The following is a 24,039-nucleotide window of genomic DNA, read 5'->3' as shown; positions in this document are numbered from 1 at the left end:
AGGCTCGGGTGTTGACCAAGACAACCTTTAAGACCGTCCAGAGAGGCGGAGAAGGGAGTCGGCGATGAGCGCACGTACCGTGCTGCACGAAGCTGACATCACGCGGGCGTTGACTCGGATCTCCCACGAGATCCTCGAGTCCAACCGCGGAGCGGACGACCTCGTCATCCTCGGCATCCCCACCCGCGGGGTCATCCTCGCGAAGCGGATCGCCGCCTCGATCTCCGCCATCTCCGGTGCCACCATCCGCTCTGGTGCCCTCGACGTCACGATGTACCGCGACGATCTGGCGAAGCACCCGACCCGTGCACCGCAGCCGACGACGCTCCCACCGGAGGGTATCGACGGCCGCACGGTCGTCCTCGTCGACGACGTCCTGTACTCGGGACGCACGATCCGCGCCGCCCTCGACGCCCTCACGGACCTCGGCCGCCCGCGCGTCGTGCGGCTCGCCGCCCTCGTCGACCGCGGCCACCGCGAACTCCCGATCCGACCCGACTTCGTGGGCAAGAACCTGCCGTCCTCGCAGGCGGAGCGCATCTACGTCAGGCTCACCGAGTTCGACGGGGTCGACGCGGTCACGATCGAGGGGAGCGGCGAGTGAGGCACCTGCTGTCGACGAAGACGCTGACGCGCGACGAGGCGATCGAGATCCTCGACGTCGCCGAGGACATGGCCGACACGCAGTCGCGCGAGGTCAAGAAGCTTCCGACGCTCCGCGGCAAGACGGTCGTGAACCTGTTCTTCGAGGATTCGACCCGCACCAGGATCTCCTTCGAGGCTGCGGCGAAGCGGTTGTCGGCCGACGTGATCACCTTCAGCGCCAAGGGGTCGAGCGTCTCGAAGGGCGAGAGCCTCAAGGACACCGCGCAGACGCTCGCCGCCATGCACGCCGACGCCGTCGTGATCCGACACTCCGCCTCCGGGGCTCCGCAGACGCTCGCCGACAGCGGGTGGATCGACGCCGGCATCCTCAACGCGGGGGACGGCACGCACGAGCACCCGACACAGGCCCTGCTCGACGCGTTCACGATGCGCAAGCGCATCCACGGTGGCCGGTCACGCGGCCGGGCGCTCGACGGCGTCGCGGTGACGATCGTCGGCGACATCCTCCACTCACGGGTCGCCCGCTCGAACGTCTGGTTGCTGGACACCCTCGGCGCCGAGGTCACCCTCGTCGCGCCGCCGACGCTGCTCCCGGTAGACCTCGGCCCCTGGCCGGCGACCGTCCGCTACGACCTGGACGACGCCATCGCCCAGCGTCCCGACGTCCTGATGATGCTCCGGATCCAGTCCGAACGCATGCAGGCCGCGTTTTTCCCGAACAGCCGGGAGTATTCCAGGCGCTGGGGGCTCGACGACGAACGGCTCGCGCGCCTCGACCCGGCTAGCATTGTCATGCACCCCGGACCGATGAACCGCGGACTGGAGATCTCGTCCGGGGCAGCCGACTCGCCCCGCTCCACGGTCCTCGAACAGGTCGCCAACGGGGTGTCGGTCCGGATGGCCGCGCTGTACCTGCTGCTGTCCGGCGATCGAGAGGAATCCACCCGTGTCTGAGCCCGTATCGAACCCTGACGTCACGCTGATCACCGGAGCGACGCTCGCCGACGGGTCGCGCACCGACCTCGTCCTGCGCGAGGGACGGATCGCCGAGCTCGGCTCCGGCCTGAGCGCCGCAGGTGCCACCGTGGTCGATGCGGACGGCCTGCTCGCCCTGCCCGGGCTCGTCGACCTCCACACGCATCTCCGCGAGCCCGGCTTCGAGCAGAGCGAGACGGTGCTCACCGGGACGCGTGCCGCGGCGGCCGGTGGGTTCACCGCGGTGTTCGCGATGGCCAACACCTCGCCGGTCGCCGACACGGCCGGGGTCGTCGAGCAGGAGCAATCGCTCGGTGAACGCGCCGGCTACGCCACGGTGCAGCCGATCGGCGCTGTGACGGTCGGACTCGCGGGGGAGCGGCTCGCCGAACTCGGTGCGATGGCATCCTCTCGCGCCAAGGTCCGCGTCTTCTCGGACGACGGCCTCTGCGTCTCCGATCCGCTGCTCATGCGCCGCGCGCTGGAGTACGTGAAGGCCTTCGACGGCGTCATCGCGCAGCACGCGCAGGAGCCGCGGCTCACGGTGGGCGCACAGATGAACGAGGGTGCCCTCTCCGGCGAGCTCGGTCTCACGGGCTGGCCCGCGGTCGCCGAGGAGTCGATCATCGCGCGGGACGTGCTCCTCGCCGAGCACGTCGGTTCCCGCCTGCACATCTGTCACGTCTCGACGGCCGGGTCCGTCGACGTCATCCGGTGGGCCAAGGCCCGCGGCATCCCCGTCACCGCTGAGGTCACGCCGCACCACCTGCTGCTCACCGAGCAGTCCGTGGCGAGCTACGACGCCCGCTACAAGGTGAACCCGCCGCTGCGCCGGGCCGAGGACGTCCAGGCACTGCGCGAGGCGCTCGCGGACGGCACGATCGACATCGTCGCGACGGACCACGCGCCCCACCCGGTCGAGGCGAAGGACTGCGAGTGGGACGCCGCGGCGAACGGCATGGTGGGCCTCGAATCCGCCCTGTCCGTCGTGCACGCGTCGATGGTGGCGACCGGGCTGCTCGACTGGAACGACGTCGCCAGGGTGCTGTCGGCGACGCCCGCGAGGATCGGACGGATCACCGGTCAGGGCTCCCCGATCGAGGTGGGTGCTCCCGCGGAACTCGTGCTGTACGACACCGCCGCCACCCGGCCGTTCGGCACCGTCGACCTGGCCGGCAAGGGTGTGAACTCGCCCTACCTCGGTTTAGAGCTGCCCGGCCGGGTCATCGCCACGTTCCACCGGGGCTACGCGACCGTGCTGGACGGCGCCGTACTGCCGTCGGATCAGGTCGCGGCCGCCGCACGACGCGCCGCGCGCTCCGCCGAGGTCGAGCACTGATGGACGGACGCATCCTCGCCGCCATCCTCGTCGCCGTCTTCCTCCTCGGCGTCCTCGCGCTCATGGCGCTCGCCTGGCGACGCCGGGTCTCGCGCGACGCCAGGGTCGGACCGCTCCCCGAGCTCCCCGAGCCCCGTCCGGTCCCGTCGCTGACCGTCGAGGTGCTCTACGTCGCGACCTCGAAGCACGACCAGCCGCTCGAGCGTCTGGCCCTCGAAGGCCTGCGCTACCGCTCGCGGGTGACGCTCGAGCTCGGAGCCGCCGGTGTCGTCGTCGACGTCCCGGGGGAGCGGCCGACGTTCATCCCGGCGACGAGCATCGTCGGGATCGACCAGACCAACCTCACGATCGACCGGGTCGTCGAGCCGGGCGGGCTCCTCCGTTTGAGCTGGCACCCCGTCCCGTCGGTGATCGCCGACAGCACCTTCCGCGTCCTCGAGCAGGCCGACCGCGCCCGCATCATCGACGCCGTCACGAGCATCATCCCCGCCGCGGACGCCGGACTCCGGCCGACCGGCACCCCAGACACCGTCGTCGAGGCCTCCTCGACCGACGACCGCACCCCACCGCCTCACGAGAGGGCTCGACCATGACCTCCTTCACCCCACCCAGTCCAGCGGTACTCGTCCTCGAGGACGGCAACCGGTACGTCGGGCACGCCTACGGCGCGACCGGCCGCACCCTCGGCGAGGTCGTCTTCGCGACCGGCATGACCGGCTACCAGGAGACGCTGACCGACCCGTCCTACGCCGGCCAGATCGTCCTCATGACGGCGCCGCACATCGGCAACACCGGCGTCAACCGTGAGGACATGGAGTCCGCCCGCGTCTGGGTCGCCGGGTACGTGGTGCGCGACGCCTCGCGCGTCGTGTCCAACTTCCGTGCCGACCGCTCGCTCGACGACGAACTCGTCCAGGACGGCGTCGTGGGCATCAGCGGCATCGACACGCGCGCGGTGACCCGCCACATCCGTTCCGCCGGCTCCATGCGCGGCGGCGTGTTCTCCGGCGAGGACTTCGAGCTCTCCGGCGCCGAGCAGCTCAGTCTCGTCCGCGCCGGCGCGCAGATGGCCGGTCTCAACCTGTCCGGTCAGGTCTCCACCACCGAGCAGTACACCGTCGAGGCGGTGGGCGAGCGCGTCGGTTCCGTCGCGGTCCTCGACCTCGGCGTCAAGACCTCGACGCTCAACCACCTCGCCGCCCGCGGCTTCGACGTCGTGGTGCTGCCGCAGTCGGTGACCTCGGCCGAGGTCCTCGCGCTCGAGCCCTCCGCCCTGTTCTTCTCGAACGGCCCCGGCGACCCCGCTGCCAGCGACGCGCACGTCGCGCTGCTGCAGGACGTGCTCCGGGCCGGCGTGCCGTACTTCGGGATCTGCTTCGGCAACCAGCTGCTGGGCCGCGCGCTCGGCTTCGACACCTACAAGCTGCCCTTCGGGCACCGCGGAATCAACCAGCCGGTCCTCGACAAGGCGACCGGCCGGGTGGAGATCACCTCGCAGAACCACGGGTTCGCGGTCGACCTGCCCATCGAGGGCCGTCACGAGACGCCTGCCGGGTTCGGGCTCGCCGAGGTCAGCCACTACAGCCTGAACGATGAGGTCGTCGAGGGCATCAACTGCATCGACATCCCCGCCTTCTCGGTCCAGTACCACCCGGAGTCCGCCTCCGGTCCGCACGACGCGGTCTACCTGTTCGACCGGTTCCGCGACCTCGTGACCGGCCACGCCACCACTTCCAGCACCAAGGAGAACAACTAGTGCCCAAGCGCGACGACATCAACAGCGTCCTCGTCATCGGCTCCGGGCCGATCGTCATCGGGCAGGCCGCGGAGTTCGACTACTCGGGTACCCAGGCCTGCCGAGTCCTGCGCGAGGAGGGCGTCCGCGTCATCCTCGTCAACTCGAACCCGGCGACGATCATGACCGACCCCGACTTCGCCGACGCGACCTACGTCGAGCCGATCACGTGGCAGGTCATCGAGAAGATCATCGCGAAGGAGAAGCCCGACGCCATCCTCCCGACGCTCGGTGGCCAGACGGCCCTGAACGCGGCGATCCAGCTCCACGAGCACGGGATCCTCGAGAAGTACGATGTCGAGCTCATCGGCGCGAACTTCGAGGCGATCAACAAGGGCGAGGACCGCCAGATCTTCAAGCAGCTCGTCCTCGACGCCGGCGCCGACGTGGCCCGCTCCTACATCGCCCACACGGTCGAGGAGGCCGTCGGCTACGCCGAGGACCTCGGCTACCCGCTCGTCGTCCGCCCGTCGTTCACCATGGGCGGTCTCGGCTCCGGCTTCGCGTACACCGAGGCTGAGCTCCGGCGGATCGTCGGCGACGGCCTGCACCAGAGCCCGACCACCGAGGTCCTCCTCGAGGAGTCGATCCTCGGTTGGAAGGAGTACGAGCTCGAACTCATGCGCGACACGGCCGACAACACCGTCGTCGTCTGCTCGATCGAGAACGTCGACCCCGTCGGTGTCCACACCGGTGACTCCATCACGGTGGCACCCGCCCTGACGCTCACCGACCGCGAGTACCAGAAGCTCCGCGACATCGGCATCGACATCATCCGCGCCGTCGGTGTCGACACCGGTGGTTGCAACATCCAGTTCGCGGTCGACCCGGCCGACGGCCGCATCATCGTCATCGAGATGAACCCCCGCGTCTCCCGCTCGAGCGCCCTCGCCTCGAAGGCGACCGGCTTCCCGATCGCGAAGATCGCGGCGAAGCTGGCCATCGGCTACCGGCTCGATGAGATCCCGAACGACATCACCAAGGTCACCCCGGCGAGCTTCGAGCCCACGCTCGACTACGTGGTCGTCAAGGTCCCGCGCTTCGCGTTCGAGAAGTTCCCGGCCGCGGACCCGACGCTGACCACGACCATGAAGTCGGTGGGCGAGGCGATGGCGATCGGCCGCAACTACGCCACGGCCCTCCAGAAGGCGCTCCGCTCGCTCGAGAAGCGCGGCTCCAGCTTCCACTGGGGTGAGGAGTCCCGCAGCGCCGACGAGCTGCTCGAGATCTCGAAGACGCCGACCGACGGCCGCATCGTCGTGGTGCAGCAGGCGCTCCGGAAGGGTGCGACCGCCGAGCAGGTCTTCGAGGCGACCAAGATCGACCCGTGGTTCATCGACCAGATCGTCCTCATCAACGACGTCGCCGACTGGATCGCCGCAGCCGAACGCCTCGACACCGAGGTGCTCCGGACCGCCAAGAACCACGGGTTCTCCGACGCGCAGATCGGCCAGCTGCGCGGGTTCGGCGAGCAGGAGGTCCGGGAGGTCCGGCACATCCTCGGCGTGCGTCCCGTGTACAAGACGGTCGACACCTGCGCCGGGGAGTTCCCCGCCCTCACGCCGTACCACTACTCCAGCTACGACACGGAGACCGAGGTGGTCGCGAGCGACCGCCGCAAGGTGGTCATCCTCGGCTCCGGCCCCAACCGGATCGGTCAGGGCATCGAGTTCGACTACTCCTGCGTGCACGCCTCGTTCGCGCTGCAGGCCGCCGGCTTCGAGACCATCATGATCAACTGCAACCCCGAGACGGTCTCGACGGACTACGACACGAGCGACCGCCTGTACTTCGAGCCGCTCACGCTCGAAGACGTGCTCGAGGTCATCCACGCGGAGAGCGAGTCCGGAGAGCTCGTCGGGGTGGTCGTCCAGCTGGGCGGTCAGACGGCCCTCGGCCTCGCGAAGGGGCTTGAAGCCGCTGGCGTCCCGATCCTCGGCACCACGCCGACCGCCATCGACCTCGCCGAGGAGCGCGGACAGTTCCAGCAGATCCTCGACGCCGCCGGGCTCGTCGCACCGAAGAACGGCACCGCCGTCGAGATCGAGGGCGCCCTTCGGGTCGCTGAGGAGATCGGCTACCCGGTCCTCGTGCGTCCGAGCTTCGTCCTCGGCGGTCGCGGCATGGAGATCATCTACGACAGCGCTTCGCTGACGGACTACTTCGTGCGCATCGAGGACCAGGGCATCGTGGGCCCGGTGCAGCCACTGCTCGTCGACCACTTCCTCGACGACGCGATCGAGATCGACGTGGACGCCCTGTTCGACGGTGAGGAACTCTACATCGGCGGTGTCATGGAGCACATCGAGGAGGCCGGGATCCACTCGGGCGACTCCAGCTGCACCCTGCCGCCGGTCTCCCTCGGCCGGGCCGAGATCGACCGGGTCCGTACCGCCACGCTCGCGATCGCCCAGGGGATCGGTGTCCGCGGCCTGCTCAACGTGCAGTTCGCCATCGGCGCCGGCATCCTCTACGTGATCGAGGCCAACCCGCGGGCGTCCCGCACCGTGCCGTTCGTCTCGAAGGCGCTCGGCATCCCGCTGGCGAAGGCCGCATCCCTCATCATGACCGGAGCGACGGTCGCCGAACTCAAGGACTCGGGGCTCCTGCCCCCGGTCGACGGTTCGCGCGTGCCGATCGACTCCCCGGTGTCGGTGAAGGAGGCCGTGCTGCCCTTCAAGCGGTTCCGCACGAAGGACGGCCAGATCGTCGACAGCGTGCTCGGGCCGGAGATGCGCTCCACCGGCGAGGTGATGGGCATCGACAAGGACTTCCCGCGCGCCTTCGCGAAGAGCCAGGAGGCGGCCTACGGCGGTCTGCCCTCGAGTGGCACGGTGTTCGTCTCGGTCTCCGACCGCGACAAGCGCTCGATCATCCTCCCGGTGCTCCGTCTGCAGCAGCTCGGCTTCGACATCCTCGCGACCGACGGCACGGCGGAGGTCCTGAACCGGAACGGCATCAGCGCGCGCACGGTGCGCAAGTACAGCGAGACGACTGCGGCGGGGGAGGACGACTCGATCGTCGACCTCATCAACCGCGACGAGGTCGACATGGTCATCAACACGCCGAGTGGCCGGTCCGCCCGGGCGGACGGCTATGAGATCCGCGCGGCCGCGGTCGCTGCGGACAAGCCGCTCTTCACGACGATCGCGCAGTTGACGGCCGCGGTCGGCTCGTTCGAGGCACTCGGCGGGGGCTTCGAGGTCCGTTCCCTCCAGGAGTACGCGCTCGATCGGGCTGCACGCTCGTGACGGCTTCCTTCGGAACCCGGCTGGACGAGGTCTTCGTCCGGTCGGGTCGGCTCTGCGTCGGCATCGATCCGCACCGCTTCCTGCTCGAGGCGTGGGGTCTGCCCGACACCGCAGCCGGCGCCGGGGCCTTCGGGCTGGCCGTCGTCGAGGCGACCGCGGGCCGGGCCGGCATCGTCAAGCCGCAGGTGGCGTTCTTCGAACGGTTCGGGTCGGCGGGCTACGTCGCGCTGGAAGGTGTCCTCGCCGCAGCACGCGACGCCGGACTCCTCGTGATCGGCGATGCCAAGCGTGGCGAGATCGGGACGAGCATGGAGGGGTACGCCGAGGCCTGGCTGACGCCGGGTTCCCCGCTCGAAGTCGACGCGCTCACGGTGAACCCGTACCTGGGTTTCGGCTCGCTCCAGCCGGCGCTCGAGCTCGCCGAACACGAGGGCAAAGGATTGTTCGTGCTGACGGCGACCTCGAATCCCGAGGGACGCGACGTCCAGCTCGCCGAGGACCGTACCGGTACGACCGTCGCAACGTTGATCCTCGAGGAGATCGACCACTGGAACCGGCGGCACCACCCCGGTTCGACCGGGTCGATCGGTGCCGTCATCGGTGCGACGCTCCGCCCCGAGGAGTTCGGCCTGACCGAGGTGCCGCTCTCATCGGTCGTCCCGATCCTCGCACCCGGCTTCGGCCATCAGGGTGCAGCGGTCGCCGACCTCGAGTCCATCTACGGCGACCTCGCCCCAGGGGTCATCGTCTCCGAGTCCCGCAGCATCCTCGCTGCCGGGCCCTCGGGGATCGTGGACGCCGTCGAGCGCTCCGCCGCAGCCGTGAGGAGCGCCCGTGGTTGACCAGGAACCGGACCAGCGCGCGAGGAGCATGCCGGAGGTCGACCGCGCAGCCGCCTCCCGAGAGGCCGTGCGCAAGCGCCGCGCACGCGCCACCGTGAAGGCCTCCATCGCCTCGGGCGCACGCACGCCGCTCGAGGTCCTCGACGCCGCGACGGCCGAGCCCGACGGCATCGAAGGCGGCGTCCGCGTCACCGAGTACCTCCTGAGCATCCCGAGTATCGGGGTCACGAAGCTCGGGCGCATCCTCGAATCGCTCGGCATCTCCTCCGTCAAACGCCTCGGCGGACTCGGCCGACTGCAGCGGGAACGCCTCCGCGCGTTCATCGCGGAACGGTACCCGGGCACGGCGCGCAGCCGACTCGTGGTGCTCGCCGGCCCGACGGCCGTCGGCAAGGGCACAGTCGCGGCCTACATCCGCGACCACTATCCGGAGGTGCACCTCTCCGTCTCCGCCACGACGCGGAAGCCGCGCCCGGGTGAACAGCACGAGGTCAACTACTACTTCGTGGACGACGACGAGTTCGACGGGCTCATCGCCGGCGACCGGCTGCTCGAGTACGCGACGGTGCACAACGCGTATCGGTACGGCACGCCGCGCGAGCCGATCGAGCGTGCCCTCGCCGCCGGAGACAGCGCGCTTCTGGAGATCGACATCCAGGGCGCCAGGCAGGTCAGGGCGGCGATGCCGGAGGCGACCCTGGTCTTCCTCCTCCCACCGAGCTGGGACGAACTCGTCCGTCGGCTCGTGGGTCGGGGCACCGAGGACGAGGAGGAACGGGAGCGGAGACTGCGCACAGCGAAGGTCGAATTGGCCGCGGCCGACGAGTTCGACCACCGTGTCGTGAACGACGACGTGGCCCGTGCGGCCCAAGAGGTCGTAGACTTGATGAAGATTCACGGGGATTGACGTCCGACGCGCACCCCGCATCGATCAGATCTTCCCCGAACACAACCACACGAGGAGTGTGAACCTGCATGGCTGACAAGCTCAAGGGCATCATCGATCCGCCCATCGACTCCCTGCTCACCAAGGTCGAGTCCAAGTACGCGCTCGTGATCTTCGCGTCCAAGCGCGCGCGCCAGATCAACGACTACTACGCCGACCTCCACGAGGGCAGCCTGTTCGACAACGTCGGGCCGCTGGTCGACTCGTCCGTCGAGGACAAGCCGCTCTCCATTGCGATGCACGAGATCAACGAGGACAAGCTCCAGATCAAGCCGATCGCCGAGTAGCACCCTCACCACGACGAATCCGCCGGGCGCGAGACGACCGGCGGATTCGTCGTGTCCGGGCACGGCGTGCCGCCGATGACGTCCCACGTCACGGACGGATGCCACGTCGGAGGCCTGGGCTAGAGTGATGAAGGCTCTGGCCTCGACGTCTGCGACGGCCGCCCCTCCACCTCCGCTCCACCACTTCCGACGGGAGACCGCATGACCGAGCTGCGCCTGTTCACCTCCGAATCCGTGACCGAGGGCCACCCCGACAAGATCTGCGACCAGATCTCGGACAGCATCCTCGACGCACTCCTCGAGGTGGATCCGCGCAGCCGAGTCGCCGTCGAGACGCTCGTCACCACCGGTCTCGTCCATGTCGCCGGTGAGGTCTCCACGAGCGGCTACGTCGACATCCCGACGATCGTCCGCGACCGCATCCGCGCGATCGGATACACCTCGTCGGACATCGGCTTCGACGGGGACTCCTGCGGGGTCAGCGTGTCGATCGGTTCCCAGTCCGCCGACATCGCCGCCGGGGTCGATCACGCCTTCGAGTCCCGCGAGCAGTCCAGCGTGGACGCCTACGACCTCCAGGGCGCCGGCGACCAGGGCATCATGTTCGGGTTCGCGACGACCGAGACTCCGCAGTACATGCCGCTTCCGAGCTGGATCGCGCACCGCCTGGCCGAGCGACTCGCCGAGGTCCGCAAGTCGGGCCAGCTCGACTACCTGCGTCCGGACGGCAAGACCCAGGTCACGATCGGCTACGAGGGGTTCATCCCGAAGACGGTCGAGACCGTCGTCGTGTCGACTCAGCACCGACCGGGTGTCTCGACCGAGCAGCTGCGCCGCGACGTCCAGCGCCACGTCATCGAGCCAGTCCTCGCGACGGTCGAACTCGACAGCTCGAACGTCACCCACCTGATCAACCCGACCGGCATCTTCGTCGTCGGCGGCCCCATGGGCGACGCCGGTCTCACCGGACGCAAGATCATCATCGACACCTACGGCGGCGCGGCGCGTCATGGCGGCGGAGCGTTCAGCGGCAAGGACCCGTCGAAGGTCGACCGCTCGGCCGCGTACGCGATGCGATGGGTCGCGAAGAACGCCGTGGCCGCCGGCTTCGCGGAGCGCCTCGAGGTGCAGGTCGCCTATGCCATCGGCAAGGCCGCGCCGGTCGGGCTCTACGTCGAGACGTTCGGAACGGCGCACGTGCCCGAAGCCGACATCACCCGCGCGATCCGGGACGTCTTCGATCTCCGGCCCGCCGCGATCATCGCCGACCTCGACCTCATCCGGCCCATCTACGCCGCCACCGCCGCCTACGGGCACTTCGGCCGCGAGCTCCCCGACTTCACCTGGGAGCGTCTCGACCGGGTGGAGGCGTTGCGGTCAGCAGCCGGGCTCTAATCGTGGCAGGCGCGAGGGTCGCCAGGGTGGTGCTCGACTCGCCGTTGCCGCAGCTCGACCACCTGTTCGACTACGCCGTCCCCGCCGAGCTCGCCGACGACGCGGTGCTCGGTGCCAGGGTGACGGTGCCGTTCCGGTCGGCGGGGAGGTCGGCGAACGGGTTCATCGTCGATCTCACGGACTCGAGCGAGTTCGGCGGGACGCTCAGTCCGGTGCAATCCATCGTGTCGTCGGTACCCGTGCTGACCCCGGACCTCTGGACGCTCGCCCGCCGCGTCGCCGATCGCAGCGCGGGCAGCGCGATGGACGTCCTGCGCCTCGCTATCCCGCCACGGCAGGTCCGGGTGGAGAAGACGTGGGCAGCGACCCCGCCGCCGGAACCGGTCGTCATCGAGCGGCGCACCGTCCCAGGCTTCGCCCCCGGCACGCTCGACCGTGTCGAGCCTGGCGAGCGGTACGCGGTCACGGCGATCCCGGCACTGACGGCCACCTCGGGCGGCACGTCGCTGCCCGACTGGTCCTTCACCTTCGCGGCCCTCGCGGTGAACCAGCTCGCGGCGGGACGCAGCACGATCCTCGCCGTGCCCGACTATCGCGACGTCGAGCACCTCCTCGCCGCTCTGGAGGACCTCGGGGCCGGGTCCGCCGTCGCTCGAGCCGACGCGAAGCAGACCCCCGCAGCGCGGTACCGCTCGTACTTGGACGGACTGCACCCCGTTCCCAGGATCGTGGTGGGCAATCGTTCGGCCGTGTACGCACCCGCCCACGACCTCGGCCTCATCGCCCTGTGGGACGACGGGGATCCACTCCATCAGGAACAGCTGGCCCCGTACGTCCACGCCCGCGACGTCGCTCTGACGAGGCAGGAGATGAGCGGGGCCGCCCTCGTCTTCGCGGCCCACTCGCGGAGCACCGAGACGCAGCGGCTGGTCGAGCTCGGATGGTTGCGCGAGGTGTCGCCGACGCCCCCCGTCCGTCCGAGGGTGGTGGTGTCACGCGCGAGCGGTGACGACGCCATGACGAGCCAGGCCCGCATCCCGTCGAGCGCGTGGCGGGCCGTCGACGAGGCGCTGCACCACGGTCCGGTGCTCGTGCAGGTGGCACGTCCCGGGTACGCGCCGCATCTCGCCTGCCGCCGTTGCGGGACGAGGGCGCACTGCTCGGTGTGTCACGGTCCACTCCACCTGGCGACGGCACGGTCGCAGCCCTCCTGCCGTTGGTGCGGTCACCTCGCCACCGGGTGGTCGTGCGAGACGTGCCACGACACCGCGTTCCGCGTCACGGCGGCCGGGACGGGCCGGACCGCGGAGGAACTCGGTCGTGCCTTCCCCCGATACCGGGTCGTGGTCTCCGACGGCGACGCTCCGAAGCTCGAGGTGGGGCCGGAACCGGCCCTCGTGATCGCGACGCGGGGTGCCGAACCGATCGCGGACGGCGGGTACGCCGCCGTCCTCCTGGTCGACGCCGACCGCATGCTCGCGCGCGAGTCGCTCCGCGTGGCCGAGGACTGCCTCCGATGGTGGTCGAACGCCGCAGCGCTGGCGGCGCCACGAGCCCCGGTGCTGCTCATCGGCGTCGAAGCGCCGGTCGCGAACGCCCTCGCCCTCTGGCAACAGCCACGGTTCGCGAGTGAAGAACTCGCCGAACGCCGCGAGCTCGGCTTCCCACCGGCGGTCAGGAGCGCGACGCTCACCGGCACCCGCGAGGCGGTCGACGCTGCCCTCGCCGGCCTGCCGCCGGAGTACCGGAGCCGAGTCCTCGGCCCGACGGTCGACGACGCGGGGGAGACCGTCGCGATCCTCCGCGTCGACTACGGACACGCCCGTGCGGTCGCGGAGCAGTTGCGAGCGACCGTCGTCGCCCAAGCGGCGAAGCGCCGACGACCGACCCCCGGCAGGCGAGCGCCGAAGGCCCCGCCTACACTCAGAGTACGATTCGACGATCCGGAGATGCTGTCATGATCCACCCCGACCACGAATGCCGAACCGCGTGAGGCTCGTCTTCGCCGGAACCCCGGCCGTCGCCGTTCCGACCCTCGAGGCACTCGTCGAAGCCGGGCACGAGATCGCTGCCGTGGTGACCCGTCCCGACGCGCCGATCGGTCGCAAACGCGTCCTCACGCCGTCACCCGTCGCCACAGCCGCCGAGCGCCTCGGGCTCGACGTCATCCGCGCGGCGAGGCTCGACGACGAGGCGACCGCGCACATCTCGGCCCTGCGTCCTGATCTCGGTGTCATCGTCGCGTACGGCGGGCTGGTGCGTGAGCCGCTCCTGTCGGCGCCCGAGCACGGGTGGATCAACCTCCACTTCTCCCTGCTCCCGGCCTGGCGCGGAGCCGCTCCCGTCCAGCGCTCCGTGATGGCCGGGGACCAGGTCACCGGGGCGTCGGTCTTCCAGCTCGTGCCGGCGCTCGACGCCGGCGACGTCTTCGCAACGATCGAGACGCCCATCGGCACGGGGGAGACCGCAGGGGAACTCCTCGACCGCCTCGCGGAACTCGGGGCACCGCTGACCGTGGACGTCGTCGCCAGGATCGCCGCGGGGACCGCCGTCGCCGTGCCCCAGGAAGGACAGCCCACGCTCGCACCGAAGCTCGACGGCCTCGCCGGCCGCATCCAGTGGGATCGCTCCGGCATCGACGTGTGGTCGCAGATCCGGGGTGTCACGCCGGAGCCCGGCGCGTACACCGTCATCGACGACGCACGGCTGAAGGTGCACGCCGCCGCTCTGGCGCCCGAACACACGTTGGATCCTCCGGCACCGGGCACGGTCGTCCAGGTCGACGGCCTGGTGCTCGTGGGGACCGGCGACACACCGCTGCAGCTGCTCCAGGTACAGCCGGCCGGGCGGACCACCATGTCGGCCGCCGACTGGTGGCGGGGCGCCGCCAACGGTGCAGAACGGCTGGTGACCGCATGAGCGCGCAGCAACCCGACAACAGACCGCGCCGCGACCGACGTCCCCGGGTCGAGGAGCCACGACGAGGGCGGCAGCGTCCCACCAGGCCGCGCGACTCGTCGACCGTGCAACCCGCCCGTCGGGTCGCCTTCGACGTCATCCACGCGGTCAGCACCTCAGACGCGTACGCGAACCTCCTGCTCCCGCACCGTCTCGCGGAGGCGAAGCTGAATCCGGCGGACGCCGGACTCGCCACCGAGTTGACCTACGGCACACTCCGTCGTCGCGGCTACTACGACCGGGTGATCGCGCTCGTCGCGAAGCGCCCCGTCACGGAGATCGACGACGCGATCCTCGACGTCCTCCGGCTCGGCGCGCATCAGCTCCTCTCCATGCGTGTCGCCGGCCACGCTGCGGTGAACGAGTCGGTCGAACTCGCCCGCTCGGCCGGGTCGCGCTCGGCCGCCGGGTTCACCAACGGTGTGCTCCGCACCATCTCGCGGACCGAACCCGCCGAGTGGGAGCGTCTCCTCCTCGACGAGGCCACGAACGACACCGATCGCCTCGCCATCGCGACCGCCCACCCCTCGTGGGTCGTCCGGGCGATCCGCCAGTCCCTGGACCTCCAAGGGCACGGCGACGAGCTCGAAGCCGCCCTCGCCGCCGACAACCTCGCGCCGCAGGTCAACCTCGTCGCGCTGCCAGGCCTCGCCGAACGGCCGACCGACGCCGAGCCCAACCGGTTCTCGCCCTACGGGTTCCGGAGCTCCGGCGGAGACCCCGTCCAGCTCGTCGGCACCGGCGGCGGTCGCCTCCGGGTGCAGGACGAAGGCTCGCAGCTCGCGGCACTCGCCCTCACCCGGGCTGAGCCGGTCACGGCCGGCGAACGCTGGCTCGACCTCTGCGCAGGACCCGGCGGGAAAGCGGCGCTCCTGGCAGCCGAGGCCCTGGCCGGGGGAGCACACCTCGATGCGAACGAACTCGTCCCCGCTCGGGCACGCCTCGTCGAGCGCGCACTCGCCGGTGTCCCGCTCGAGGTGGAGGTGTCGACCGCCGACGGTGCGACGCTCGCGGCCTCACGTCCGGAGGGGTACGACCGCATCCTCCTCGACGCCCCCTGCACGGGCCTCGGAGCGCTGCGTCGACGACCGGAGGCGCGCTGGCGGAAGACCCCGAAGGACGTCGCCGACCTGACCCGTCTGCAGTCGTCGCTCCTCGACGCCGCGATCCTGGCGCTCGCGCCCGGTGGCATCGTCGCGTACGTGACGTGCTCACCGCACGTCGCCGAGACCGCCCTCATCGTGGAGAGCGCCCTCCGCGCCCACCCGACGATGCAGCGGATCGACACGGCTGAAGTCCTCGACCGGGTCACGGTGGAACCGCTCGATGCGGCCGCCCCCGGTGGCGCCGTGCAGCTCTGGCCGCACCGGCAGGGGACCGACGCCATGTTCATCGCGCTGCTGCGGAAGCCGTCGGCGTCGGTCGAACCAGTTGTCGATCGCTAGGCTCGATCACATGTCCGTGCGTATCAACCCGAGCATCCTGTCCGCCGACTTCGTGAACCTCCAGGCCGACCTGGAGCGGATCGCCACCGCCGACCTCGTCCATGTCGACGTCATGGACAACCACTTCGTCCCGAACCTCACCTTCGGCACGCAGATGGTCGGACGGATCCAGGACGTCTCGCCGATCCCGCTCGACGTCCACCTCATGATCTCCGACGCCGACCGCTGGGCTCCCGGCTACGCCGAGCTCGGCGCGTACTCGGTGACGTTCCACGCCGAGGCGGCCACCGACCCCGTGGCGCTGGCCAGGCGCCTGCGCTCCATCGGGGCGCGCGCCGGGATCGCCGTGAAGCCGGGCACGTCCATCGAGCCGTACCTCGAGCTGCTGCCGGAGTTCGACCAGGTGCTCGTCATGACGGTCGAACCGGGCTTCGGCGGGCAGTCGTTCATGCCGGAGACCATGCCGAAACTGCGCGCGCTCGCCGCCGAGGTCGCGCGTACGGGTCTCGACGTCTGGCTGCAGGTCGACGGAGGGATCTCCGCGGACACGATCGGGATCGCCGCGGAAGCCGGCGCGAACACCTTCGTCGCCGGGTCAGCGGTCTACGGCGGGTCCGACCCGGCGGCCAACATCGCGCTCCTGCGGGCCGCCGCCGAGGCGTCGACGCACGGCCACTGAGCCCCTGACCCGCTCCGTCCACCCCGGCGGCGCGCACCTCCGCTCGGAACCGGTACCCTGGAGCACGTGAAAACCTTCGACGAGCTGTTCGACGAGCTGCGCCAGAAGGCCGAGACCCGGCCGGAGGGGTCCGGCACGGTCCGCGAACTCGACACCGGCGTGCACGGCATCGGGAAGAAGATCGTCGAAGAGGCGGCCGAGGTCTGGATGGCGGCCGAGTACCAGAGCGACATCGAGACGGCCGAGGAGATCTCCCAGCTGATCTACCACGTGCAGGTGATGATGGTGGCGAAGGGGCTCACCCCCGCCGACGTCTACCGACATCTGTAGGCCAGACGCGTCCGGAGCACCGCTGCTTCCGGGAACCGTCACGGACGGACCCCGACGCCACGGGTCCGCGCACCCCGCTCGCCACCACGTCACGAGATGAGATCCACATGCTGAGAGTCGCCGTGCCCAACAAGGGCTCGTTGTCCGAGACCGCCGTCGAGATGCTCCAGGAGGCCGGGTACGCCACCCGTCGCGACACCAAAGAGCTGCACGTCGTCGACGCACGGAACGACGTCGAGTTCTTCTACCTGCGCCCGCGGGACATCGCCACGTACGTCGGGTCGGGCGCACTCGACATCGGCATCACTGGCCGCGACCTCCTGCTCGACTCGCACTCCGCGGCGACCGAACTCGCCGAGCTCGGCTTCGGGGGTTCCACCTTCCGCTTCGCCGGTCCGGCGGGGGAGTTCGCAGAACTGTCCGACCTCGCCGGGAAGACCGTCGCCACGAGCTACCCCGGCCTGGTGGGCAACTTCCTGCGCGACGCCGGTGTCGACGCGACGCTCGTCCACCTCGACGGCGCGGTCGAATCCGCCGTCCAGCTCGGGGTCGCCGACGCGGTCGCCGACGTGGTCTCCACCGGCACGACCCTCCGGAAGGCCGGCCTCGGCATCTTCGGCCCCGTGATCCTCGACTCCACGGCCGTCCTCATCGCCTCTCCCGAGACGAAGCCCAGCACGGCCACCCTCATCCGTCGTCTGCAGGGCGTCCTCGTCGCGCGGCAGTACGTGCTCGTCGACTACGACCTCCCCGTCCGGCTCCTGGAGCAGGCCACCGCGGTCGCCGGTGGCATCGAGTCGCCGACGATCTCGCCGCTGCGCGACCCCGAGTGGGTGGCCGTCCGGGTCATGATCCCGCGCGGCGAGGCGAACGACGTCATGGACCGCCTCTACGAGCTCGGCGCGCGCGCGATCCTCGTCACGGCGATCCACGCGGCTCGACTCTGAGCACCCACCCCATCCCAGACCGCTCCAGTCGCCCCGCGGAGGCCATCGTGTCACTCGCCACCAGAGTCATCCCATGCCTCGACGTCGCCGACGGCCGCGTCGTGAAGGGGGTCAACTTCCTCGATCTCCGCGACGCCGGCGATCCCGTCGAGCTCGCCAAGCGGTACGCCGAGCAGGGCGCGGACGAACTCACCTTCCTCGACGTCACCGCGACCGTCTCCGAACGCGAGACCACCTACGACCTCGTCAGCCGCACGGCGGAACAGGTCTTCATCCCGCTGACCGTGGGCGGCGGCGTGCGGACCACGCACGACGTGTCGCGGCTCCTCGCGAGCGGAGCCGACAAGGTCGGGGTGAACAGCGCGGCGATCGCGCGGCCCGAGCTCCTCGGAGAGATCGCCGACCGGTTCGGTGCGCAGGTGCTGGTGCTCTCACTGGACGTCAAGCGGCACGCAGGCAGCGCGTCGGGATGGATCGTCACGACGCACGGTGGTCGTCGTGAGACCGAACTCGACGCGCTCGTCTGGGCGGCCGAGGCGATCGAACGCGGCGCGGGGGAGTTGCTGGTGAACTCGATCGACGCCGACGGCACCAAGGCCGGCTTCGACACCGAGCTCATCCGCGCCATGCGCGAGGTGAGCCGGGTGCCGGTGATCGCGTCGGGTGGGGCGGGCAAGCTCGCCGACTTCCCGCCCGCGATCGCAGCGGGTGCGGACGCCGTCCTCGCGGCCAGCGTCTTCCACAATGGGGAACTCACGATCGGCCAGGTCAAACAGGAGCTCGCCGATGCGGGTTGGACGGTCCGAGCATGAGCGCCGACATCACCATCCCCGTCGGTGCCGACCCGGAGACCGCGATCCGGCAACTCACCTTCGACGCGCAGGGGCTGATCCCCGCCGTGGTCCAGCAGTGGGACTCCCGGGAGGTCCTCATGCTCGGCTGGATGGACGCCGAGGCCGTGCGACGCACGATGACCGAGGGGCGCGTCACCTACTGGTCGCGATCCCGCCAGGAGTACTGGCGCAAGGGCGACACCTCCGGGCACGCGCAGTTCGTGCGCGGGGTCTCCTACGACTGCGACGGCGATACCCTGTTGGTGGAGGTCGACCAGCTCGGTGCAGCGTGCCACACGGGTACCCGCAGCTGCTTCGACGCCCGGAGCCTCGACGCCGTCGCCGCGCCATCGTCGACACCATGAATCGAGTTCGAGCATGACCGAGACCAACGCAGAACCGTCCGTGCCGGAGGAGTCCCCGGCCGACGACCTCGAGGCACGTGCCCTCCGCAGCCGACAGCGCCGTCTGAAGACACTGCTCCTCGTCACCGCGGTCCTGGCGAACGCCCTCATCCTCGCCGCGTGGACGCAGTCCTGGCTCTCGATCAGCCTCGTCGGCGTCGGACCGCACTCCGGCGCCCTCGACGTGGTGGGGTCCGTCGCGGCCCCAGCCCTCTCGGCGCTCGCGCTGGCCGGTCTGGCGCTCGTCGCCGCCCTGGCGATCGCCGGGCCGGTCTTCCGGATCATCCTCGGCGTGCTCGAGGCGGTGATCGGCGTGTGCGTCGCGATCTCGGCGATCACCGTCCTCACCGCTCCCGCGACCGCCGGCGCAGCGGCGGTGACGGAGGCGACGGGCGTCGCCGGCAACCAGTCGACCATCGACCTCGTCGCCGCGACGTCGCTCACCGCGTGGCCGGCCGTCGCACTGGTCCTCGGCATCGTCCTCGGTCTCGCCGGCCTCGCCACCGCGGTCACGCACCGGATGTGGCCCGGCCCGTCGCGCAAGTACCAGGCCGTGCGCTTCACGCAGGTCGAGTCGGCCCCGAGCGCCGATCCCGTCGGCGCCTGGGACGACCTCAGTCGCGGCGACGACCCGACCCGCTGAGTCGAAACACGTCCTGAGGCCACCTGGGAACTCGTGGCCCGCGCACGGAACCGTCCGTGACTTGCCGGTACACTGGAACCCGCACCCGCACAGAAGGAGAACCATGAGCACCGACCCCTCGGACCCCGGCCACGGACACTCGCCCGCCGCCTGGACCGCCGTGATCATCATGTTGGTCGCGTTCGCCGCCGGTACGGTCTTCTTCTGGCTCGACATGCCGCTGCTCGTCTGGGTCTCGGCCGGTGTGCTGCTCCTCGGTTGGATCACCGGTGGCATCCTCGCCAAGGCCGGGTACGGCGTCGGCGGCTCCAAAACCCTGGCGAAAGAGCACTGAACATGCTCGCCGACCTGATGGCCGGCGCGAAGGAGGACGCCCTCGGGCGCCTCGCGGGCCGTCCGGCTGCAGCCGTCGAGGCTCTGGCGGTCGATGCCCCTCCGGCGATCGATGCGCTTGCCGCACTCGCTCCTGCCGAGCGTGTGAAGATCATCGCCGAGGTCAAGCGGTCGAGCCCCTCTCGAGGCGCCTTGGCCGACATCCCCGACCCGGCGCTCCTCGCCTCGCTGTACGAGCAGGGTGGTGCCAGCGCGGTCAGCGTCCTCACGGAGGGACGGAAGTTCGGCGGTTCGCTGGACGACCTCGAAGCCGTCCGTGCGTCGATCCGGATCCCCGTGCTGCGCAAGGACTTCATCTCGCTGCCCTACCAGGTCTTCGAGGCTCGCGCCGCAGGCGCGGACCTCGTCCTGCTCATCGTCGCCGGGCTCGACCAGCCCACCCTGCTGTCGCTGCACGAGCTCGTCGTCCAGCTCGGCATGACGCCACTGGTCGAGACCCATTCCGCCGACGAGCTCGCTCGGGCGAGCGACATCGGCGCCCGACTCATCGGCGTCAACGCGCGGAACCTCAGCACCTTCGAACTCGACCGCAACCTCTTCGGCTCGCTGACGGACCGGTTCCCCGCCGACGCGATCAAGATCGCGGAGTCCGCCGTGCTCGGCGCGTCGGACGTCGCCGCCTACCGACGTGACGGCGCGGACGTCGTCCTGGTCGGCGAAGCACTCGTCACTGGCGACCCCGTCGCCACCCTCGAACAGTTCCTGGGAGCATCCGAATGACCCTGTCACCCCCCACGCCCGCGAACGCCGAGCCCACGCACCTGCGAGACGAAGCCGGCCCGTTCTTCGGCGACTTCGGCGGACGCTACATGCCGGAGGCGCTCATCGCCGCGGTCGACGAGCTCGCCGCGGCATACGAGGCGGCGAAGGTCGATGAGACCTTCCAGGCCGAGCTCACCACGCTGCTGCGCGACTACGCCGGCCGACCGTCGATCATCACCGAGGTCCCGCGGTTCGCAGCCTCCGCCGGCGGCGCGCGCATCTTCCTCAAGCGCGAGGACCTCAACCACACGGGATCCCACAAGATCAACAACGTCCTCGGCCAGGCGCTGCTGACGAAGCGCATCGGCAAGACCCGCGTGATCGCCGAGACCGGGGCAGGTCAGCACGGGGTCGCCACGGCGACCGCCGCCGCCCTGTTCGGTCTCGACTGCACGATCTACATGGGCGAGGTCGACACCGAACGACAGGCACTCAACGTCGCACGCATGCGACTCCTCGGCGCCACCGTCATCCCGGTCACCTCCGGCTCCCGCACGCTCAAGGACGCGATCAACGAGGCCTACCGCGACTGGGTGGCCTCGGTCGAGACGACGAACTACCTCTTCGGCACCGCTGCAGGACCACACCCTTTCCCGGTCATGGTGCGCGACTTCCAGAAGATCATCGGTGAGGAGGCTCGCGCGCAGCTCCTCGAGTTGAACGGGTCCCTCCCCGACGCGGTCGTGGCCTGCGTCGGCGGCGGTTCGAACGCCATCGGCATCTTCCACGCCTTCCTCGACGACGCGGACGTCGCGCTCTACGGCGTCGAGGCGGCCGGCGACGGCGTCGACACCCCTCGGCACGCCGCGTCCATCGGACGTGGTCGTCCAGGGGTTCTCCACGGTGCCCGGACGTTCGTCCTCCAGGACGAGGACGGCCAGACCGTCGAGTCGCACTCCATCTCCGCCGGGCTCGACTACCCGGGCGTCGGCCCTGAGCACGCCTGGCTCGCCGACACCGGACGCGCCACGTACGTCCCCGCGACCGACGCGGAGGCGATGGAGGCGTTCCGGCTCCTGAGCCGTACCGAGGGGATCATCCCGGCCATCGAGTCGGCGCACGCCCTCGCGGGTGCCATCGTCCTCGGCAAGGAGCTGGGTCCAGACGCCACCATCCTGGTGAACCTGTCGGGACGCGGCGACAAGGACGTCGAGACCGCGGGCGCCTACTTCGGGCTCCTCGACGAAGCCGGGCACAACGCATGACCGCTCAGCAGGCGGGCGCCGCCGTGACCTCGGCCGTCTCGACGGCCATCGACGCCGCCGCGACCGAACGTGCCGGCGCGCTCATCGGATACCTGCCGGTCGGGTTCCCCGACCTCCAGACGAGCATCGACGCCGCCATCGCGCTGGCGCAGAACGGCGTCGACGTCCTCGAGCTGGGTGTCCCGTACTCCGATCCGGTCATGGACGGTGCCGTCATCCAGGCCGCCACCATGACGGCGTTGGCGGGCGGCTTCAGACTGCGCGACGTCTTCACGGCGGTCAGTGCGATCCGCGCCGCGGTCGACGTCCCGGTGCTCGTCATGACCTACTGGAACCCGGTGACGCAGTACGGCGTCGAACGCTTCGCCTCAGACCTCGCTGCGGCCGGGGGAGCCGGCCTGATCACGCCGGACATCACCCCGGACGCCGCCGCAGAGTGGCTGGACGTCAGCGAGCGGCTGGGGCTCGACCGCGTCTTCCTCGCGGCCCCGACGTCGAGTGACGAGCGTCTCTCGCTCGTGACCGAGCACTCCAAGGGCTTCGTCTACACCGTCTCGACGATGGGTATCACGGGAGCGCGGCAGGATCTCGACGCCGCCGCCAAGACGCTCGTCGGACGCCTCCGTGCAGCCGGCGCCGAGCACGCCTGCGTGGGCATCGGCATCTCGACGGCCGAGCAGGTGCGATCCGTCCTCGAATACGCCGACGGCGCGATCGTCGGGTCCGTCTTCGTCAAGGCCCTCGCCGACGGCGGCGTCCCCGCTGTCACCGAGGTCGTCCGGTCGCTCGCAGCCGGCACCAACCGCTGAGCCGCACGCCCGGACCCGTCGCGGCGTTCCGTCGACGGGCGCGCTGAGGGTAGCCTCAGCACGTCCGCGATGCCGGAGGCCGTACACTCGATCAGAGTTCGTAACGAAAGGCGACCACTGCAGTGATTGCACCCCTCAGCATCCCGAGCCCGAACCCGGACATCGCGTCGTTCAGCGTCGGTCCGTTCACGGTGCACATGTACGCGCTGTGCATCATCGCCGGGATCGTCGTCGCGACCATCCTGACCTCCCGTCGCCTCACGAAGCGCGGCGCCGAGCCGGGCATCGTGCTCGACATCATCCTGTGGGCCATTCCGCTCGGCATCATCGGAGCGCGGATCTTCCACGTCCTGACGCACCCCGGCGACTACTTCTACCCGGGCGCCGACCTCCTGCGCACGCTCTACATCTGGGAGGGCGGCATCGCGATCTTCGGGTCGCTCCTCGGTGGAGCCGTCGGCGCGTACATCGGCTGCCGGATGACGGGCATCCGCTTCTGGACCTTCGCCGACGCGCTGGCACCAGGACTGCTGCTCGCACAGGCGTTCGGCCGCCTGGGCAACTACTTCAACCACGAGCTGTACGGTCTGCCGACCGACCTGCCGTGGGGCCTCGAGATCGAGGCGAGCAACCCGGCGTTCCCGATCGGCCTGCCGGCCGGCACACTGTTCCACCCGACGTTCCTGTACGAGATCGTCTGGAACCTCCTCGGCGTCGCGGTCATCCTGTGGATCGGCCGCCGCTTCAACCCGCAGTGGGGTCGGCTCTTCGGCGTCTACCTCATCTGGTACGGCGCCGGCCGCACCGTCTGGGAGACCATCCGGATCGACCCGAGCGAGTACCTCTTCGGCATCCGCGCCAACGTGTGGGCCGCCATCCTCGCGATCGTCGTGGGTATCGCCATCATCGTCATCCAGTCGCGTCGTCACACCGGCACGGAGCCGTCGGCCTATGTCGCCGGTCGCGCCTGGAACGATCCGAAGGCTGCGGTAGACTACTACGACACCGACGCGGAGAACCTGGGGCTGCGCAGTGCCGCGACCGGCGATGATGCCGGTGGATCACGGAGCACTGCATCGTCCACTCCGACGTCCAAGGACACGGTCGCCACAAGCAAGACCGGCTCACCCTCCTAGGCCAGGCGTACCCTCTCTCCGGCCGGGTGGATCCCGACGACGCACGGGGTTCACCAACC

The 24,039-nt window shown here is 70.1% G+C and carries 23 protein-coding genes and 1 pseudogene; all 24 read left to right on the top strand.

Features of this window, described 5'->3' with window-relative positions; genetic code table 11:
• Positions 1-58: 58 nt before the first annotated feature.
• Positions 59-604 (top strand): annotated as a pseudogene (gene pyrR, locus QRN27_RS17080) (bifunctional pyr operon transcriptional regulator/uracil phosphoribosyltransferase PyrR); the annotation flags it as partial.
• Positions 601-1,560 (top strand): aspartate carbamoyltransferase catalytic subunit, encoded by a 960-nt coding sequence (locus tag QRN27_RS17075; protein ID WP_285043248.1) that lies wholly within the window; start codon positions 601-603, stop codon positions 1,558-1,560. The pseudogene pyrR and the gene QRN27_RS17075, both read left to right, overlap by 4 nt.
• Positions 1,553-2,920 (top strand): dihydroorotase, encoded by a 1,368-nt coding sequence (locus tag QRN27_RS17070; RefSeq protein ID WP_502929541.1) that lies wholly within the window; start codon positions 1,553-1,555, stop codon positions 2,918-2,920. The genes QRN27_RS17075 and QRN27_RS17070 overlap by 8 nt, the downstream gene beginning before the upstream one ends.
• Positions 2,920-3,513, top strand: coding sequence for a PH-like domain-containing protein (locus QRN27_RS17065; protein ID WP_285043247.1), 594 nt, complete (start codon positions 2,920-2,922; stop codon positions 3,511-3,513). The genes QRN27_RS17070 and QRN27_RS17065 overlap by 1 nt, the downstream gene beginning before the upstream one ends.
• Positions 3,510-4,676 carry a glutamine-hydrolyzing carbamoyl-phosphate synthase small subunit gene (carA, locus tag QRN27_RS17060; protein WP_056005767.1) on the top strand — a complete coding sequence of 389 codons (1,167 nt, stop codon included), beginning with the start codon at positions 3,510-3,512 and terminating at the stop codon, positions 4,674-4,676. Before QRN27_RS17065 ends, carA begins: the two co-directional genes overlap by 4 nt.
• A complete protein-coding gene (gene carB / locus QRN27_RS17055) occupies positions 4,676-7,966 on the top strand; it encodes a carbamoyl-phosphate synthase large subunit (RefSeq protein WP_285043246.1) in 3,291 nt (1,096 codons plus the stop codon). Before carA ends, carB begins: the two co-directional genes overlap by 1 nt.
• Positions 7,963-8,808, top strand: a complete 846-nt coding sequence (gene pyrF / locus QRN27_RS17050; RefSeq protein ID WP_285043245.1) for an orotidine-5'-phosphate decarboxylase — start codon at positions 7,963-7,965, stop codon at positions 8,806-8,808. The genes carB and pyrF overlap by 4 nt, the downstream gene beginning before the upstream one ends.
• Before the next feature lie 28 nt (positions 8,809-8,836).
• Entirely contained in the window at positions 8,837-9,715 is an 879-nt protein-coding gene (gene gmk, locus QRN27_RS17045) for a guanylate kinase (protein ID WP_285043271.1), read from the top strand.
• Between the two features lie 68 nt (positions 9,716-9,783).
• Positions 9,784-10,041, top strand: coding sequence for a DNA-directed RNA polymerase subunit omega (rpoZ, locus tag QRN27_RS17040; protein ID WP_056005756.1), 258 nt, complete (start codon positions 9,784-9,786; stop codon positions 10,039-10,041).
• A 201-nt stretch (positions 10,042-10,242) separates the two neighbouring features.
• Positions 10,243-11,436 (top strand): methionine adenosyltransferase, encoded by a 1,194-nt coding sequence (metK, locus tag QRN27_RS17035; protein ID WP_194670022.1) that lies wholly within the window; start codon positions 10,243-10,245, stop codon positions 11,434-11,436.
• Positions 11,437-11,438: 2 nt separating this feature from the next.
• Positions 11,439-13,397, top strand: a complete 1,959-nt coding sequence (locus tag QRN27_RS17030) for a primosomal protein N' family DNA-binding protein (protein ID WP_350224108.1) — start codon at positions 11,439-11,441, stop codon at positions 13,395-13,397.
• Positions 13,398-13,425: 28 nt separating this feature from the next.
• Entirely contained in the window at positions 13,426-14,355 is a 930-nt protein-coding gene (gene fmt / locus QRN27_RS17025; RefSeq protein ID WP_285043244.1) for a methionyl-tRNA formyltransferase, read from the top strand.
• On the top strand, positions 14,352-15,839 hold the full coding sequence (locus tag QRN27_RS17020) for an RsmB/NOP family class I SAM-dependent RNA methyltransferase (protein WP_285043243.1): 1,488 nt from the start codon (positions 14,352-14,354) through the stop codon (positions 15,837-15,839). Before fmt ends, QRN27_RS17020 begins: the two co-directional genes overlap by 4 nt.
• A 10-nt stretch (positions 15,840-15,849) precedes the next feature.
• Positions 15,850-16,518 carry a ribulose-phosphate 3-epimerase gene (rpe, locus tag QRN27_RS17015; RefSeq protein WP_285043242.1) on the top strand — a complete coding sequence of 223 codons (669 nt, stop codon included), beginning with the start codon at positions 15,850-15,852 and terminating at the stop codon, positions 16,516-16,518.
• A gap of 66 nt (positions 16,519-16,584) precedes the next feature.
• Positions 16,585-16,848: a phosphoribosyl-ATP diphosphatase gene (locus QRN27_RS17010; RefSeq protein ID WP_194670027.1), complete on the top strand. Its 264-nt coding sequence runs from the start codon at positions 16,585-16,587 to the stop codon at positions 16,846-16,848.
• Positions 16,849-16,955: 107 nt separating this feature from the next.
• Positions 16,956-17,795: an ATP phosphoribosyltransferase gene (hisG, locus tag QRN27_RS17005; protein ID WP_194670028.1), complete on the top strand. Its 840-nt coding sequence runs from the start codon at positions 16,956-16,958 to the stop codon at positions 17,793-17,795.
• 47 nt (positions 17,796-17,842) lie between these two features.
• A complete protein-coding gene (gene hisF / locus QRN27_RS17000) occupies positions 17,843-18,607 on the top strand; it encodes an imidazole glycerol phosphate synthase subunit HisF (RefSeq protein WP_285043241.1) in 765 nt (254 codons plus the stop codon).
• Positions 18,604-18,993, top strand: coding sequence for a phosphoribosyl-AMP cyclohydrolase (gene hisI, locus QRN27_RS16995; RefSeq protein WP_285043240.1), 390 nt, complete (start codon positions 18,604-18,606; stop codon positions 18,991-18,993). The genes hisF and hisI overlap by 4 nt, the downstream gene beginning before the upstream one ends.
• Positions 18,994-19,006: 13 nt before the next feature.
• On the top strand, positions 19,007-19,675 hold the full coding sequence (locus tag QRN27_RS16990; RefSeq protein WP_285043239.1) for a Trp biosynthesis-associated membrane protein: 669 nt from the start codon (positions 19,007-19,009) through the stop codon (positions 19,673-19,675).
• Positions 19,676-19,778: 103 nt separating this feature from the next.
• Entirely contained in the window at positions 19,779-20,009 is a 231-nt protein-coding gene (locus QRN27_RS16985; RefSeq protein ID WP_285043238.1) for a DUF6704 family protein, read from the top strand.
• Positions 20,010-20,011: 2 nt separating this feature from the next.
• On the top strand, positions 20,012-20,788 hold the full coding sequence (trpC, locus tag QRN27_RS16980; protein ID WP_285043237.1) for an indole-3-glycerol phosphate synthase TrpC: 777 nt from the start codon (positions 20,012-20,014) through the stop codon (positions 20,786-20,788).
• The gene (trpB, locus tag QRN27_RS16975) at positions 20,785-22,035 is read left to right on the top strand and encodes a tryptophan synthase subunit beta (protein ID WP_285043236.1); all 1,251 of its coding nucleotides are present in this window, start codon (positions 20,785-20,787) and stop codon (positions 22,033-22,035) included. The genes trpC and trpB overlap by 4 nt, the downstream gene beginning before the upstream one ends.
• Positions 22,032-22,844 carry a tryptophan synthase subunit alpha gene (gene trpA / locus QRN27_RS16970; protein ID WP_285043235.1) on the top strand — a complete coding sequence of 271 codons (813 nt, stop codon included), beginning with the start codon at positions 22,032-22,034 and terminating at the stop codon, positions 22,842-22,844. The genes trpB and trpA overlap by 4 nt, the downstream gene beginning before the upstream one ends.
• Positions 22,845-22,966: 122 nt before the next feature.
• Positions 22,967-23,980 carry a prolipoprotein diacylglyceryl transferase gene (lgt, locus tag QRN27_RS16965; RefSeq protein ID WP_502929540.1) on the top strand — a complete coding sequence of 338 codons (1,014 nt, stop codon included), beginning with the start codon at positions 22,967-22,969 and terminating at the stop codon, positions 23,978-23,980.
• Positions 23,981-24,039 lie beyond the last annotated feature (59 nt).

This window comes from Plantibacter sp. LMC-P-059a, from assembly GCF_030209505.1.
Classification (GTDB): domain Bacteria; phylum Actinomycetota; class Actinomycetes; order Actinomycetales; family Microbacteriaceae; genus Plantibacter.
This window is presented reverse-complemented; position numbering and strand designations above follow the sequence as displayed.

Bases quoted from the DNA above. Each gene is read 5' to 3' on its own strand.
- QRN27_RS17065 (WP_285043247.1), top strand. From the start codon at position 2,920: ATGGACGGACGCATCCTCGCCGCCATCCTCGTCGCCGTCTTCCTCCTC.
- carA (WP_056005767.1), top strand. From the start codon at position 3,510: ATGACCTCCTTCACCCCACCCAGTCCAGCGGTACTCGTCCTCGAGGAC.
- gmk (WP_285043271.1), top strand. From the start codon at position 8,837: ATGCCGGAGGTCGACCGCGCAGCCGCCTCCCGAGAGGCCGTGCGCAAG.
- rpoZ (WP_056005756.1), top strand. From the start codon at position 9,784: ATGGCTGACAAGCTCAAGGGCATCATCGATCCGCCCATCGACTCCCTG.
- metK (WP_194670022.1), top strand. From the start codon at position 10,243: ATGACCGAGCTGCGCCTGTTCACCTCCGAATCCGTGACCGAGGGCCAC.
- QRN27_RS17020 (WP_285043243.1), top strand. From the start codon at position 14,352: ATGAGCGCGCAGCAACCCGACAACAGACCGCGCCGCGACCGACGTCCC.
- rpe (WP_285043242.1), top strand. From the start codon at position 15,850: ATGTCCGTGCGTATCAACCCGAGCATCCTGTCCGCCGACTTCGTGAAC.
- hisG (WP_194670028.1), top strand. From the start codon at position 16,956: ATGCTGAGAGTCGCCGTGCCCAACAAGGGCTCGTTGTCCGAGACCGCC.
- hisI (WP_285043240.1), top strand. From the start codon at position 18,604: ATGAGCGCCGACATCACCATCCCCGTCGGTGCCGACCCGGAGACCGCG.
- QRN27_RS16990 (WP_285043239.1), top strand. From the start codon at position 19,007: ATGACCGAGACCAACGCAGAACCGTCCGTGCCGGAGGAGTCCCCGGCC.
- QRN27_RS16985 (WP_285043238.1), top strand. From the start codon at position 19,779: ATGAGCACCGACCCCTCGGACCCCGGCCACGGACACTCGCCCGCCGCC.
- trpC (WP_285043237.1), top strand. From the start codon at position 20,012: ATGCTCGCCGACCTGATGGCCGGCGCGAAGGAGGACGCCCTCGGGCGC.
- trpB (WP_285043236.1), top strand. From the start codon at position 20,785: ATGACCCTGTCACCCCCCACGCCCGCGAACGCCGAGCCCACGCACCTG.
- trpA (WP_285043235.1), top strand. From the start codon at position 22,032: ATGACCGCTCAGCAGGCGGGCGCCGCCGTGACCTCGGCCGTCTCGACG.